Genomic DNA, 15130 nt, shown 5'->3' on the forward strand with positions numbered 1-15130 from the left:
ACGGTCGAGTACCCACACCTTCTCGAACGGCCGAATCATCACACCGGTTACGGCCCACCAGGACGTTTCAGCAAGATCGTGTTATGAGCTCTTAGGTGCTCCAATTTCCCGGAGATTGCGCACACTTGCCCATCGAACCGATATCAACCCATCCAGACCACCATGCGCGCGCGAACAGTGCGGACTGCGCCCCATACGTTCAAGATGACAGCCGGTTCCCCCTCCTGGCCAACCGCTGGTACTCGACGAGCGACCTAGCCGCCTGCCTGCATGTAGATTCCTCCACATTGCGCCGTTGGCGCATTGCCCGGCCTCCCCAGGGCCCGCCGTTCGTCACCGTTTCGGAACGCGTCGTCATGTACAGCGCGCTCGACGTTGAGGAATGGCTGCACGGCCGCCGGACCGTCCCGCGCCAAGAAGTTTGATGGCCGAGAAAGCCGTTGTGCCGGTCGGTGTCCGGCTCACCACCGACATCGAGTACCGGCCTGATCGCCTCAACCCCTACCGCGCACGCGTTCGCTGGTTCGATCCGACTACGAAGCGCCGCCTGTCCCTGTCAGAAGGAAAGGCTGACGAAGACGAAGCGCAGGAGTGGCTCCAGTCGATCATCGAAGCTGCGGAGGCAGGGCTTTCCCCGTCACTCGCCACCATGAAGCTCACCGAATACGGCAACGCGAACATGGATCTCGCCCTGCGCGGCCTGGAGTTGAAAACACTCGACCCGTATCTCGCCGGCTGGCGCATGCGAGTCGTGCCCACCCTGGGGCACCTACCAGTCCGCATGATCACCAACGGTGCTGTCGACCGCACCGTGCAGAACTGGATCGCCGACGAGCACAGCCGCTCAACAGTGAAGAACACCATCGCCGTCCTGGTCCGGGTCATGGAGCAGGCTGTCCGTGACGGCATCATCAAGGTGAACCCCGCCCGGGTCACCGGCTGGCAAAAGCTCTACAAGCAGGCCGAGGACGAACTGCTCGACCCACGCGCACTCGCCCTGCCCGACTGGGAAACACTCGTCGCACTGGCCGACGCACTCGTGGCCGCCTCCCACGACGAGTACCGCGGCTGGGGAGACGTGGTCATCTTCGCCGCGTGCACCGCCGCACGGATCGGAGAGATCTCAGGCTGCCGCGTCGGAGACATCGACACCACCCAGTGGATCTGGACCGTGCGGCGTCAGACCACACCTGCGCCCGGCGGGCTGACCGACAAGGGCACCAAGGGCAAGCGGGCCCGCAAGGTTCCCATCGTCGAGGAGATCCGTCCCCTCGTCGCCCAGCGCATCCTGTCCGCCGGCCCCAATCCGGACGCCCGCCTGTTCACGGGCCCGCGAGGCGGACGTATCTCCACTGCCGTCCTGCGCGACGCCACACACTGGGACGAGGTGGTCACCAAGCTAGGCTACGAGCATCTGCGCCGCCACGACCTCCGACACACCGGACTGACCTGGTTCGCCGACGCCGGGGTCCAAGTACACGTGCTCCGTAGAATCGCCGGCCACGGTTCACTGACCACCACCCAGCGCTACCTTCACCCGGACGTCCACAAGATCACGGCCGCCGGGGCGGCGCTCTCGGCCCACTTCAACGTGCTGCGCGCACCGCGCTCGCTGCCGAGCCCCATCGTCATGACGCGCTGACCCGGTCAAGGATGCCGGACCTCCAGCTGGTCCCCAACTGGTCCCCAAAAAATGATCAGGGCCGGTTTCGGATTGCTCCGAAACCGGCCCTGATCTGCGACTGTCTCCAGTCGGGACGACAGGATTTGAACCTGCGACCCCTTGACCCCCAGTCAAGTGCGCTACCAAGCTGCGCCACGTCCCGATGCGATTCCTCCCGGTGTTCCCGGGGGGCTGCGCAGGACAAACATTACCTCACTCCGAGGACCGGATCGACGCCCGTGCCTGGTGGGCGCGGTTTGCCAGGGATTCGGCGCCGCAGGCGGTGGCCAGTTTGTGGGCTCTGGCGAGCTCGCGCGGGGAGCGGATCGCTATGCCGTGGTCGACGAGGGCCAAGGCGTGTTCGTACGCGGACGGGGACGCCTCCAGGTGGCGGACCGATTCGGCCAGCAGATGCGTGGCGTCGTCGGGGCGGGCGAAGAGAGCGACACAACGCAACGCCTCACCGATCGCGGTGTCCGTGCCGAACCGTTCGGCGTGCACCCGGGCCGAGGTGGCGAGTTGCGCGGCGCGGCCCGGGTCCTCCTCGGCCAGGGCGCGGGCGAGATCGCCGGCCCAGGGCGCCCACACGCCGTTGAACCTGCCGCGGGGTTCGAGGGTCTGACCGGCTGTTTCCAGTTCGGTGATGGCTTCCTTCGTACGGCCTTCGGCCAGCAGCAGCCTGCCGCGTACGCACGGCGCGTCCGGCAGCACCATGGCGCTCGGGTAGGGCGAGCCGAAGTCGTAGCGGTCGGCGATCTTGCGGGCCTCGGTGACACGGCCGCGGGCGACCAGGGTGTCGATGAGCAGGCAGGCCGCGTCCCAGTGGACGGGGAGTCCGCTGCCGACACGGTCGGCGAGGCGCAGTCCCTCACGGAGAAAGCCTTCGGCCTCCGCCAATCGGCCGCGACGGCGGTGGACCAGCCCGAGCAGGGTGTGTGCGAACGCGAGGTGCGCACCGCTCCAGCCGGAGATCTCGAAGGCCCGGACGGCCTCGCCGAACAGCTCCTCGGCGCGGTCGAGCTGGTCGGTGAAGGCGTAGGTGATACCGACCAGCGTGGGGAGTTCGAAGCCCCATTCGGTGTCGGTCCAGCCGAGCCCGCGGGCGGGGTGGCCGTCGACCAGGGCGCGTTCGCAGAGGTCGACGACGAGCTGGGCGTTCTCGCCGCGCATCATGGCGTCGAACGCGCGGATGGTGAGCAGGGCGCGCTCGGAGTTGTTGCGGCCGGAGAGATGGTCGGCGTTCTGGGCGAGCCGGGCTGAACGGGCGAGTCCGTCGTCCTCGGCGGCCTGCATGCCCTCCCAGAGGAAGGCCCCGGCCTGGAGCCGCATCAGGCCCGGGCCGGGGACGGTACGCGCGGCCTCGGCGGCGAGGGCGCGTGACGCTTCCTTCAGCTGGTTGTTGTGGGAGTGCGCTGCCGCGAGCCGGTACGTGGCGTCGATCCGCTGGTCGTCGTCGAGTCCGGACGTGTCGAGGGCGGCCCGCAGATGCTGGACGGTGGTGGCCGGGGAGCTGAGCAGCGTGGCGCAGCCCAGTTCGTACAGCAGGGTGGCCTTGAGCCGTTGGCGCGGCGGTTCCTGCAGGGCGCGTTCGAGGCAGCGGCGGGCAGCCTCCGGGGCGCCCACCGCGAGGTGCTGTTTGGCTGCTTCGCGGAGTTGCTCGACGAGTTCCTGGTCGTCGTCCGGGTGGACTTCGAGGAGGTGCCGGGAGGCCGCGGCGGGGCCGAGTCCCGCGCGGGTGATCGCCCAGGCGGCCCGGCCGTGCATGGCGGTGCGGGTGGCCGGCGGGATGGATCGGTACACCGCGGTGGCGATCAGCGGGTGGACGAACTCCAGCGGGTCGAAGCCGGTGACGATGCGGGCTTCGCGCAGCCGCGCCGTGCAGTCCGCGGCCTCGGCGGGGCTCATGCCGGCGAGTGTGGCGGCGAGGTCCTGCGCGATTTCCGTGCCGAGCACGGCGGCGGCCCAGGCGAACCGGTTCGCGTTGGTGCCGAGTCGTTCGAGCCGTGCGACGAGGCCGCTGCCGCGGGCCGATGCGCCGAGTTCGCGCAGCAGCCCCGCCGACTCCTCCAGTGGTGCCAGCTCGCGGTCCTGGACCTTGGCGACGAGTTCAACCGCCTCGTAGGGGTTGCCTCCGGTGACGGCCCACACTTCGCGGCAGAACGGGTCGTCGGCGTGCTCGCCGAGGGCCGCGCGGACCAGTTCCGCGGTGGCGTCCGGGGTGAGGGCGCGCAGCGCGACCCGGACCTGGGCGGGATGGGCACCGCCCGAGCCGCTCTCCTCCGTCCGTGCCGCCAGTTCCTCCGGCCGGTGGGCCTGGACGACGAGGACGGGAAGTTCGCCGAGACGCGTGGTGAACGAGGCGAGCCAGGCCAGGGATTCGCCGTCCGCCCAGTGCGCGTCGTCGATGATGAGCAGCAGCGGACGGTGGCTCAGCCGGGACGCGAGACGGGACACGACGAAGTCGAGGCCGTCGCGCACACCCTGCGGATCGGGCTGCGGGCCGCTCGGTCGGGCGAGTCCGAGCGCGGGCGCCGCGATCTCGTACCAGGGCCCGAACAGGGCCCGCACCTCGTCGGGCGCGAACTGGTCGAGCGCGGGCTGCAGCAGTTGGCGTACGACGTGGAACGGCACGGACGTGACCGTTTCGCCGCCGCGCGCGGACCAGACCGTGCAGCGGTCCACCGCCATGGCCTGGATCTCGGCGAGCAGTGCCGTCTTGCCGATGCCTGCTTCGCCGCTGAAGATCAACAGCCCGCCGGCCGCGTGGGCGCCGCACAGGGCGTCCACGGCTTGTGCGGCAGCGGCGAGTTCCGGTTCGCGCTCGTACAGCGGCCGGGACTGCTTCATCCCTACCCTCCCCAAAGTGGTGCGGATGACTGTCGACACTAGTCGTGATCGGGGGTCCACCGACAGCGGTTCGGCCGGTTCGCCGCAGGTGCGGGGCACAATCGAGGAGTGGACGAGACTCACAGGGACCGCGACGCCGAGGGCCGGGCACGCAGTGCGCGCCCGCGTGACGGGCTGGGACGCCCTTTGCCGTACGGGGCAGCGGGGGTGGAGCGGCAGCCCGAGGGGGTGGTACGCACTCCCGAACAGACCTTGTCCGAGGCACAACGGCTGCTGGACGCGGGGATGCCGTTCCATGCGCACGAGGTGTTCGAGGACGCGTGGAAGTCGGGGCCGTCGGCGGAGAGGGAGTTGTGGCGCGGTCTGGCGCAACTGGCCGTGGGGCTGACGCACGCGGCGCGGGGCAATGCGTCGGGCGGGGCCCGGCTGTTGCGAAGGGGCGCGGCGGCACTCGCGGAGTCCGGCGGCTCCCGGCCGTACGGGGTCGGGATCGACGACCTGATCGGCTGGGCCGAGGAGCTGGCCGGGCGGGTCGAGGCGAAGGAGCCCCGCGACGCGGCGCGTGACCGGCCCGTCGACACGGAGCGCGCCCGGCCCGTCGACGCGGCGCGAGAGGCGCCGTGCCTGCGGCCCGGCGAACGGTAGCCGCGGCATCCGGGGCGGCTGCGCGGGAGGCGCCGGTTCCGCGGCCCGGCGGACGGCAACCCGGGCGTCCGGGGCGGCTACGCATGGGGCAGACTCGGTGCGGTGAGAAAGATCTATGTCATCGGTATCGGCGCGGGCGACCCCGACCACCTGACTCTTCAGGCCGTCAAGGCGCTGAACCGGGTGGATGCGTTCTTCATCCTCGACAAGGGTGCGGAGAAGTCCGATCTGACCGGGCTGCGGCGGGACATCCTCGACGTGCATGTGGAGAACGCCTCCTACCGCCTCGTCGAGGCCCGGGATCCGGAGCGGGACCGTGGAGCATCGGACTACTCACCCGCGGTGGACGACTGGCGCAGGCGCCGCGCGGATCTGTACGAACGGTTCATCGCGGAAGAAGTCGGCGAGGACGAGTGCGGGGCGTTCCTGGTGTGGGGCGATCCCGCGCTGTACGACTCCACACTCGGCATCCTCGAAGCGATCCTCGACCGGGGTTCGGTCGCCTTCGACCACGAGGTGATTCCTGGGATCAGCAGTGTGTCCGCGCTGCTGGCCAAGCACCGCACGGGCCTGAACCGGGTGGCGGGGCCGGTGCAGATCACGACGGGGCGGCGGCTGGCCGAGGGCTGGCCCGAAGGGGTCGACGACGTGGTGGTGATGCTCGACGCACGGCAGGCCTTCACCCGCCATCTCGACCGGGACCTCTTCATCTACTGGGGCGCGTACGTGGGGACCGAGGACGAGATCCTGGTGTCGGGGCGCCTCGCCGAGGTGTCGGACCGGATCGAGGAACTGCGCGCCGAGGCACGTGCCCGCAAGGGCTGGATCATGGACACCTATCTGCTGCGTCGCGGCTGAATCTGCCACCCTGACCAGCCATCCTGATCAGCTTTCCTGGCCGGCCGTCCCGATCGGCCTTCCTGGCCGGCCATCCTGATCAGCCTTCCCGATCAGCTCTCTTGGCGCAGCAGCCGGAGCGCGGATGGCACATCGTGAACGACGGTTGCGCCGTGGGGCGGTGGCGGGCGGCGGACCACCACCACGGGCAGGCCGAGGTTCCGGGCCGCGGTGAGTTTCGCCGCGGTGGCGTGGCCGCCGCTGTCCTTGGTGACGAGGACGTCGATGGCGCGCTCGCGCAGCAGTGCCGTCTCGCCGTCGACGGTGTACGGGCCGCGGTCGAGCAGCACGTCGGTGTGGCGGGGCAGCGGTGGTGCGGGGGGCTCGACGGAACGTACGAGGAAGTGGAGCGCGTCCGCGCCGGGGGCGGCGGCGAAGGCCGCCAGGCCCAGGCGGCCGGTGGTGAGGAAGATCCTTCGGCCCAGGGCGGGCAGTCGCGCGGCGGCGTGCGCGAGGTCGTCGGCCGGGTACCAGCGGTCGTCGGGGCCCGCCGTCCAGCCGGTCCGTCTCAGCGCGAGCAGTGTGGTGCCGGTGGCCTTCGCGGCCTCGGCGGCGTGGGCGCTGATGGTGGCGGCGAACGGGTGGGTGGCGTCGACGACGGTGTCGACATCGTGGGTACGCAGCCAGTCGGCGAGCCCCTGGGAACCGCCGAAGCCCCCGACGCGCACGTCGCCGACGGGCATCCTGGGCCGGGCGACCCGGCCGGCCAGAGAACTGGTGATGCGTACCGTCGCGTCGCCGCCGGGCCCGGTCAGCTCGGCGGCGAGCTGCCGGGCCTCGGTCGTACCACCGAGGATCAGGATGTGGCCGGACATGCACCGAACCTACGTCACTTTCGCCACCGGACGCCCGGAGCGGTGAACAGGGCGGTCCGCAGCCATTACGATCCGCCTCCATGAGCACTTCTGATCAGGACCAGGCCGTGGACGCCCCGATAGCCGCTGCCAAGACCGTCACGGAACCTGATTCCGGGGCTGTTGCGCGGATCGTCGCGGAACCTGATTCCCAAGCCGTCCCCGCCACAGCGGCCGGACCCGGTTCCGAGACCGTCCCGGCCACAGGAGCCGGACCCGGTTCCGAGGCCGTTCCCGACACGGCTGCCGGACGCGGTTCCGAGCGTGTTGCGCGGCCCCGCACGGAATCCGGGTCCGAGGCCGACGCGTCGCCCGCCCCGGAACCCGATCCCGATCGCGATCCCGAGGACGAAACCGATCCCGAGGCCGGTCCAGGGGCCGAGGCGCAGACGGCTCCGCACTCCGGTCCCGGGGCTGCCGCCGAGTCCGAAGACCGCAGATTGACCCCGCGTCAGGCGAGACGGCTGCGCATCGTTCTCTCGTCGGTCGGCATGGTGGCGATGGCGGTCGTGCTCGCGCTGCGCATCGCCAGCCGGTCCTCCGTTCTGGTCGTCGGGGTGTACGGCCTCGCGCTGATCCTCTGCGGGATCGTGATCGAACTCAGCAGGAACGGCCGTACCCGGCTCGGGAGTTGGCTGCTGGCCGTCGGTCTGCTGGCGGCGATCGGCTCGGACTGGCTGCTGATTCCCTGACGTACGGTCAGTGCGGGTCGATGCGTACGGCCGAGCCGTGCGGATCGACCCGGTCGAGCCAGTCGGCGCGCAGATGGATCGGGCGTCCCGGTAGGGCGGGCAGCAGCAGTCGCTGCCGGTGGAGCACGCGGTCGTCCTGGCGGACGACCAGCCGTGGTGAGGACAGTCTTCGGACGGTGCGCAGGGTGAAGCGGTCACGGAGCGGCATGTCCCCTCCCGGACCGATGAGGTTCGGTGCGATCCACTGGAACGGGGAACCCACCGCGACGGCCGGCCGGCCGGAGGGCCAGGCCCCGGCCGCCAGGTGACGCAGTACGGGGGCGGCCACCGCCCGGCCCTCGGCGGCCGCTGTGGCCGCGCTCTCCCCTCCGTGCAGCAGATTGCCGACGGCGAAGACTCCGGTCTCGGTCGTGCGGTACGAGGCGTCGTACGCGGGGCCGCGGGTGCCGGGGTCCAGGGTGAGTGCGCCGCGCCGGGCCAGTTCGTGGTCGGGGATCCAGTCGGCGGTGAAGACGACGGTGTCGCAGCGCAGAGTGGTGGTCCGGCCGTCGTGGTGCCGCAACGTCACGCCGGTGAGCCGCTCGCGCCCGGTCAGGGCGGTGACGGTGGTGTGGGTGAGGACCGGGACGCGGTCGCCGCGCAGGGCCGGGGCCGTGAGGCGGGTGGCAGGCTGGTCGGTGACCAGGGCGACGACCTCCAGTCCGGCGACGCGCAGGGTGTCGACCGCGGCGCGGCTGACGGGTTCGTTGCCGATGACGACCGCGCGGGTGCCGATCCGCTGCCGGTGGAGGTGGACGGCCTGCTGCAGTTCGCCGGTGGTGTGGACGCCGGCCGGGCGGGTGCCGGGGACGAGGCGGGCGCTGCGCGGGCGTTCGCGGGCGCCGGTGGCGAGGACGACGGCGCGGGCGGTGATCCGTTCCAGTCCGGTCGGTGCGGTGGTGTCGAGGGTCAGCGGTCCGGCCCAGCCGGTGGCGGTGACACCGGTACGCAGGGTGGCTCCGGCGCGTTCGGCCGTGGCGACGCATTTCCGGGCGTACGCGGGTCCGGTCAGCCCTCCCCCGGCGGTACGGACGCCGAATCCGTTGGAGCCGCCGAAACCGCCGTGGAAGCAGTGGCGCGGGATGCCGCCCGCGGTCTGTTCGCGCTCCAGGATCTCGACGCGTCCGGCACCGGACGCGGCGAGTTCGGCGGCGGCGCCGAGGCCGGCCGGCCCGCCTCCGATGACCAGGACGTCCACGGTCCGCTCACGCCGGTTCACAGCCGGTCCCCCTCGATCAGTGCGCGGACCTCTGCCCCGCAGTAGAACCCCTGGCAGCGCCCGTTGCCGGCTCTGGTCCTGCGGCGCAGCCCGTCCCGGGAGAGCGGCGGGATCGTGCTGGACAGGGCGTCTCTGATCTCGCCCGCGGAGACCCGTTCGCAGTGGCAGACGAGTGTGCCGTAGGCCGGATCCCCGGCGATCAGTCCGGCGTTCTCGTACGGGCGGGGAAGCGCCTCGCCGAGGTTGGGCATGGTGACGGGCGGCAGCTCGGACGGCTCGCCGAGAGCGAGACCCGCGCCGCCGAGCAGTTCGGTGACGTACCCGGCGATGGCCAGGGAGGCGGTGAGTCCGGTGGAGCGGATACCGCCGACTGCGATGTAGCGCTGGTCCGGGTAGTCCTGGATGCGGTAGTCCTCCTGGCCGGTGGCGGCGCGCAGTCCGGCGTAGACGGCCGTGACCTCCTCGTCGAGCAGTCCGGGCAGGATGCGGCGGCCCTTGTCGCGCAGGAGGGCGAGACCGTCCGCGGTCGATCCGGTGGCGGTCTTGTCGTCGAGTTCCTCGGCCGTGGGGCCGAGCAGCACGTTGCCGAAGACGGTCGGTGCGACCAGGACGCCCTTTCCGGCGGCGGTGGGCACGGGGAGCAGGATGTGGCTGACGAGGTCGCGGGCGAGCTTGTCGAAGACGATGAGCTGGCCGCGGCGGGGGGTGACGGTGAAGACGTCGTGGCCGAGCTGCCGGTCGAGTTCGTCGGCGTACAGTCCGGCGGCGTTGACCAGATACCGGGTGCGCAGTGTCCCGCGAGTGGTGGTGAGGGTGTGGCCGCCGTCACCGCTGTCGATGTGCCGCACCCGGCAGTTGAGGTGCAGATGGACTCCGGACCGTACGGCCTGGGTGGCGTAGGCGAGCGGGGTCGTCCACGGGCAGATGATGCTCTCGTCGGGGATTTCGAGTGCGCCGAGGGCCCCGGGGCCCAGATGGGGTTCGCGGACCCGCAGTTCATCGGCGTCCAGCAGGCGGGCCGCATGGTAGTCATTGCGTTCCGCCTTCCCCAACAGGGCGGGGAGCGCGTCGAGTTGCTGTGTGTCCCAGGCGACGAGGAGGGCACCCACACGTTCGACGGGGATACCGCTCTCGGCGGCGTAGGCACGGAGTCTGTGCTGCCCCTCGCGAACGAGCCGGCCCTCCAGTGAGCCGGGTACGGCGTCGAAACCCGTGTGCAGGATGGCGGTGTTGGCCTTCGACGTGCCGTTGCCGATGTCGTCCGAGGCCTCGACGAGGGCGGTCCGCAGCCGGTAGCGGGCCAGTTCACGGGCGATGGCGGCGCCGACGACGCCCGCCCCGACCACGGTGACGTCGTAGAGCGGGGTGTCGCGCGGGCCGGCCTCCGGCGTTCCGGGGGCGGCGGCAGCCAGGTCTCCGGCTGTGGTGATCGTGCGGTTCATCGTGCGGCTCTCGTACACATCGGGCACGGTCCAGCGGAGGCTGTTCCGGCTGTGGTGATCGGGGGGCTCGCGTGCGTGTCGGGCAGGGTCCGGCAGCGTCTGCACGGGACGTGCGGCGGCATGGGGCTCGCATGCGTGTCAGGCACGGTCCGGCAGCGTCTGCACGGGACGTGCGGCGACATGGGGCTCGCATGCGTGTCAGGCAGGGTCCGGCAGCGTCTGCACGGGACGTGCGGCGACATGGGGCTCGCGTGCGGATCAGGCATGGTCCAGCAGGGTCTGGACGGCCGCGCGGAATCCGGCGAGGCGTTCGGCTGCCTCGTCGGCGCCGATCCGGGGCTCGTACACCGCGGCGGGCCTCCATTCGGGCAACGCCTCCCGGAGCGGGAGCCGGGGGTCGAGGCCGAGGCGGGCGACGGCTCCGGCGCCGAGTGCGGTGACGTCGGGCAGCGCCGACACCTCGACGGGGCGTTGCAGCAGATCGGCCTGGGTCTGCATGAGCAGTGCGGAGCGGGTCAGGCCGCCGTCGACACGCAGCGAGGTCAGCGGGGAGCCCAGGTCGACCGCGACCGCTTCGGCGAGTTCGACGACCTGCGCGGCGATGCCTTCGCACAGGGCACGCACCAGGTGGCCCGCCGTGGTGTCGAGGCCGAGACCGGTCACCGATCCCCGCAGATCGCCGCGCCACCACGGAGCCGCGAGTCCGGCGAGTGCCGGTACGAACGTGACGCCGCCGGAGTCGGGAACGGTCGCGCCGACCGGGTCGAGGTCCGCCGCGCCGGAGATCACCCCGAGACCGGTGAGCCAGTTGACGGCGGATGCGGCGGTGTAGACCTGTCCGTCGAGGCAGTAGCTCGTACGTCCGCCGAGCCGCCAGGCCACACAGCTGACCAGCCCGGTGGAACCACGACGCGGGGCCGGTCCGGTCTGGGCGAGCAGAAACGCACCGGTCCCGTAGGTGCATTTGGCGTCGCCCGGGTCGAGCGCGTTCTGTGCGAGCAGGGCGGCCTGCTGGTCGACGAGGAGTCCGGTCAGGGGGAGTTCGGAGCCGAAGGCGGTCGTCGTGCCGACTGTCCCGTCGGAGTCGACGACGGCCGGGAGGCGTTCGTCGCCGAGGCCGAAGATGTCCAGTGCGGCGGACGACCAGCCGACCCGGTCGAGGTCGAGCAGCTGGGTGCGCCCGGCGGTCGCCGCGTCCGTGACGAACGCGCCGGTCAGCTGATGGACGAGCCAGGAGTCGCTGGTGGTGACGACGCCCTCGCGGGTCAGCTCACGCCGGATCCAGGCCATCTTGGGCGCGGCGAAGTACGGATCGAGCGGCAGCCCCGTCAGCCGTGTCAACCGCTCGTCGTGTTCCGCGAGTTCGGCGCAGAGCGGGGCGGATCGCCGGTCCTGCCAGACGATCGCCTCGGTGAGCGGCCGTCCCGTGTCGGGATCCCAGGCCAGCACCGTCTCGCCCTGGTTGGCGAGGCCGACGGCGGCCACCGGCTCACCGGCTTCGTGCAGCGCACGGCGGCCGGCGTCGACGACCGAGGCGAGCAGTTCGGCGGGGTCGACCTCGACCGACCCCTGGGCACCGTGCCGCGGCCGGACCGGCGCCGTACCGGAACCGATCACGCCGCGCTCGGGGCAGACCACCAGAGCCTTGGTTCCCGACGTGCCCTGGTCCACGGCGAGTACCGGGCCTGTCATCGAAACTCCAGTGGTGCGAAAGCTCTACGGCTTGAACGGAATCGTGATCAATGATCTACGACGCCCAGAGTCGTGCAGACCACCGCGTACGTCAAGGGCTTGTCGTGTTCACCCCCGGAACGACCGGGTGACGATCAACGTCCTTACAAATCGGATGACTTGAGTAAGATCCGCAAATCGGTCCGGAGTTCGGCGCAACTGGCCTTACACTCACCGCCGAGCAACAACCGGACGCTTTCGAGCAGTTCGTCTTTCAACAGCTGCTTCGCCCCCCACGTCCTTGAGGATTGATGAGAACGAAACACCGCCCCGAGCACGCCGATCTCCGCTCCCGGGCCTTCCGTCTCCGCACGGGCTCCATGCCGCCGGGTTGCGTGACGTGCTGAGGAGATTCCCCACCCGCCGCGCGCCCTTCCGTTCGTTCCGTCGCACGGGGGCAGGGCTCGTCCATGGCCAACAGTGACTTCCGGCCGGTGTACCACCCGGCCGGCCATGACCACGAATTACGCGTCGCGTTACAGGACTTGCGCACCGGACGCTGGTTGTCCATGCGCAATCTGCTGGAGGGCACGCCGGACTGGACGCTGTGGACACAGCGCACGCAGGTGCTCGGCGCCATCGCCGCCGGTTCGGACGCGGTGCAGGCCTGGCTCGCCGAGGAGCCGCGGAGCGTCGCGGCTGCCGTGATGCACGCACGAGTTCTCGTGGAACGGGCCGTGCGGGCGCACCGCGATGGCCACCACCGGGCGCAGGAGCTGTGGCAGGAGGCCTGGGCGGCCTGCCGGACCGCGGCGCACACCTCGCCCGCGGACCCGGTGCCGTGGGTCTGTCTGCTGGCCCTGTCCCAGTTGGACGAGCGGCAGCAGCTTGAGGAACACCGGCTGCATCCGCCGGGGCCGATGCTCTTCCCCGGTCCGTGGGGGCTGCTGGCGGAGGCCGACAAGCGCGATCCGTGCAATCGCGAGGCGTACCATCGGATGCTCCAGTTCGTGTACGCGCGCAAGGCCGGCGGAAGTCTCTCGGAAGCGGTCAACTTCGTCCAGTGGGCGGCCTCTTCCGCTCCCGACGGCTCCGCTTTGCATGTGCTGCCGTTGTATGTGCGGGTGGAGCGCTACCGTCGCGAGCACGGTCACGAGAAGGCCCTGGATCTCCACTGGGTCACCGAGGACGCCGAACGGGACGCGGTCCGGGCCCTCGATCTGTGGTTCCGCCGTACGGACGCGGTCTCTCAGTCCCTGCTCGACCTGAACTATCTGGCCCACGCGCTGTGGGGAGCCCTCCAGTTCGCCGACGCCGCACCGGTGTTCCGGGCGCTGGGCTCCTATTTCACCTCGGTGCCCTGGGTGTACCGCACGCGTGACCCCAAGGCCCCGGGGGGCGCCGAGGAGGTCTTCCTGCGCGCCCGCAGCCGCTGTCTCGCCGTGTCCCGAGCTCCCGGGCGGGGGTCGCACGGCTGAGTCACGGGGGCCGTGACGCCGCGCGGCCCGGGCCGCGTCTCCGGCAGGCCCCGACGCGGACGACCTCTTTCCGAACCGATTCACCTTTCCGTCCCTACTCCCTCACCGCTCACGGAGGTTCTTCCCATGTCCCTATCCACCTCGACCCAGTCGGGCGCGGAGGCCACCCCGCCGCAGGACGAGGAGCAGCGGCTGCGCGAGCTCGGTTATCAGCCGGTGCTCGCCCGCCGCATGGGAGGCTTCGGCAACTTCGCCATCAGCTTCTCCGTCATCTCGATCCTGTCCGGCTGCATGACCCTGTACGGGTTCGGCATGTCGACCGGTGGCCCGGCGGTGATGCTCTGGGGCTGGGCCGGTGTCGGCCTCTTCGTGCTGTGCGTCGGCATGGCACTCGCCGAGGTCACCAGCGCCTACCCGACCTCCGGTGCGTTGTACTACATGGCCGACCGACTCGGTGGCCGCAAGTGGGGCTGGTACACCGGCTGGCTGAATCTGCTCGGGCTGCTCGGTGCCATCGCCGGCATCGACTACGGTGCCGCGCTGTTCACCGGTGCGTTCATGAACCTGCAGTGGGGATTCACCCCCACACCAGGCAAGACCATGATCATATTTGCCTGCATTCTTCTGCTGCATGCCGTGCTGAACCTCTTCGGTGTCCGTCTCGTCAGCGTCCTCAACTCCATCAGCGTGTGGTGGCATCTCATCGGTGTTGCGGTGATCGTCGCGGTGCTCGCCATCGTGCCCTCGCACCACCAGTCGCCGTCGTTCGTCTTCACCGAGTTCGTCAACGACACCGGCTGGCACAACCCGTTGTACGTGGCGGCGATCGGTCTGCTCCTCGCCCAGTACACCTTCTGCGGCTACGACGCCTCCGCCCACCTGTCGGAGGAGACGTCGAACGCCTCGGTGACGGCCGCCAAGGGCATCGTCCGCGCGATCTGGGTCTCCTGGGTCGCCGGTTTCGTCCTGCTCGCCGGGCTGACCTTCGCGATCCAGGACTACGCGGGCACCCAGAACAGCGCGACCGGTGTGCCTCCGGCGCAGATCCTGATCGACGCGCTGGGCACCTCCGGTGCCACGGCCATGCTCCTGATCGTGATCGCGGCGCAGTTGTTCTGCGGTAACGCCGAGGTCGCCGCCGCCAGCCGGATGGTGTTCGCGTTCAGTCGCGACAACGCGCTGCCCGGCTCCGCGCTGTGGCACAAGGTGAGCTCGCGCACCCAGACGCCCGTCAACGCGGTGTGGCTGTCGGTCGTCGTCGCCGGTCTGCTCGCGCTGCCGTCGCTCTACTCCGCCACGGCGTACGGAGCGGTGACCGCCATCAACGTCATCGGCATCACGCCCGCCTACGCGATCCCCATCTTCCTCAAGCTGCGCTCCGGCAGCCGGTTCGAGCGCGGGCCGTGGCATCTGGGCCGGTGGAGCAAGCCGATCGGCTGGATCGCCGTGGTGTGGGTCGCCATCGTGACCGTGCTGTTCCTGCTCCCGCAGTCGTCCCCGGTGACGGTCGACTCGATGAACTACGCGTCGATCGCACTGATCGCGGTACTGGTCCTGGCCACCGTCTGGTGGTTCGTCGCGCGCGGTTCGTACAGCACCCCGTCGGCGTACGGGAACGCCCGTGAGCAGGCGGAGATCGAGGAAGGCATCGTCTGACCCGGTCCTGCCCTCGTCCTCAGCCCT

The 15130-nt window shown here is 70.6% G+C and carries 11 protein-coding genes and 1 tRNA gene; 6 read left to right on the forward strand and 6 right to left on the reverse strand.

Annotated features, from left to right (window positions below):
• The first annotated feature begins 424 nt into the window (after positions 1–424).
• A complete protein-coding gene (locus ACFVUT_RS32710) occupies positions 425–1642 on the forward strand; it encodes a tyrosine-type recombinase/integrase (protein WP_389657921.1) in 1218 nt (405 codons plus the stop codon).
• 110 nt (positions 1643–1752) lie between these two features.
• On the opposite strand, the gene ACFVUT_RS32715 is transcribed toward ACFVUT_RS32710, so the two are convergent.
• Positions 1753–1826, reverse strand: a tRNA-Pro gene (locus ACFVUT_RS32715).
• A gap of 50 nt (positions 1827–1876) precedes the next feature.
• Entirely contained in the window at positions 1877–4510 is a 2634-nt protein-coding gene (locus ACFVUT_RS32720; protein WP_389657918.1) for an ATP-binding protein, read from the reverse strand.
• A gap of 108 nt (positions 4511–4618) precedes the next feature.
• Between ACFVUT_RS32720 and ACFVUT_RS32725 the strand changes: the two genes are divergently transcribed.
• Positions 4619–5155, forward strand: a complete 537-nt coding sequence (locus ACFVUT_RS32725; protein ID WP_389657915.1) for a DUF309 domain-containing protein — start codon at positions 4619–4621, stop codon at positions 5153–5155.
• 102 nt (positions 5156–5257) lie between these two features.
• Complete coding sequence (gene cobF / locus ACFVUT_RS32730; RefSeq protein WP_389657912.1) at positions 5258–6013, forward strand: precorrin-6A synthase (deacetylating); 756 nt, start codon at positions 5258–5260, stop codon at positions 6011–6013.
• 92 nt (positions 6014–6105) lie between these two features.
• On the opposite strand, the gene ACFVUT_RS32735 is transcribed toward cobF, so the two are convergent.
• Positions 6106–6867 carry a cobalt-precorrin-6A reductase gene (locus ACFVUT_RS32735; RefSeq protein ID WP_389657909.1) on the reverse strand — a complete coding sequence of 254 codons (762 nt, stop codon included), beginning with the start codon at positions 6865–6867 and terminating at the stop codon, positions 6106–6108.
• Positions 6868–6947: 80 nt separating this feature from the next.
• On the opposite strand from ACFVUT_RS32735, the gene ACFVUT_RS32740 reads away from it, so the two are divergent.
• On the forward strand, positions 6948–7598 hold the full coding sequence (locus tag ACFVUT_RS32740) for a hypothetical protein (RefSeq protein WP_389657906.1): 651 nt from the start codon (positions 6948–6950) through the stop codon (positions 7596–7598).
• Between the two features lie 7 nt (positions 7599–7605).
• On the opposite strand, the gene ACFVUT_RS32745 is transcribed toward ACFVUT_RS32740, so the two are convergent.
• The 3 genes from ACFVUT_RS32745 to ACFVUT_RS32755 all read right to left on the reverse strand — a co-directional run bounded on the left by ACFVUT_RS32745 (position 7606) and on the right by ACFVUT_RS32755 (position 11990).
• Entirely contained in the window at positions 7606–8856 is a 1251-nt protein-coding gene (locus ACFVUT_RS32745) for an FAD-dependent oxidoreductase (RefSeq protein ID WP_389657903.1), read from the reverse strand.
• A complete protein-coding gene (locus tag ACFVUT_RS32750; protein ID WP_389657945.1) occupies positions 8853–10298 on the reverse strand; it encodes an NAD(P)/FAD-dependent oxidoreductase in 1446 nt (481 codons plus the stop codon). Before ACFVUT_RS32750 ends, ACFVUT_RS32745 begins: the two co-directional genes overlap by 4 nt.
• A 258-nt stretch (positions 10299–10556) precedes the next feature.
• The gene (locus tag ACFVUT_RS32755; protein WP_389657900.1) at positions 10557–11990 is read right to left on the reverse strand and encodes an FGGY family carbohydrate kinase; all 1434 of its coding nucleotides are present in this window, start codon (positions 11988–11990) and stop codon (positions 10557–10559) included.
• 449 nt (positions 11991–12439) lie between these two features.
• On the opposite strand from ACFVUT_RS32755, the gene ACFVUT_RS32760 reads away from it, so the two are divergent.
• Together ACFVUT_RS32760 and ACFVUT_RS32765 are read left to right on the forward strand one after the other, a co-directional pair.
• A complete protein-coding gene (locus ACFVUT_RS32760; protein ID WP_389657897.1) occupies positions 12440–13447 on the forward strand; it encodes a hypothetical protein in 1008 nt (335 codons plus the stop codon).
• A gap of 126 nt (positions 13448–13573) precedes the next feature.
• Entirely contained in the window at positions 13574–15103 is a 1530-nt protein-coding gene (locus ACFVUT_RS32765; RefSeq protein WP_389657894.1) for an amino acid permease, read from the forward strand.
• The last annotated feature ends 27 nt before the right edge of the window (positions 15104–15130 follow it).

Source organism: Streptomyces sp. NPDC058051 (assembly GCF_042885475.1).
Classification (GTDB): Bacteria; Actinomycetota; Actinomycetes; order Streptomycetales; family Streptomycetaceae; genus Streptomyces.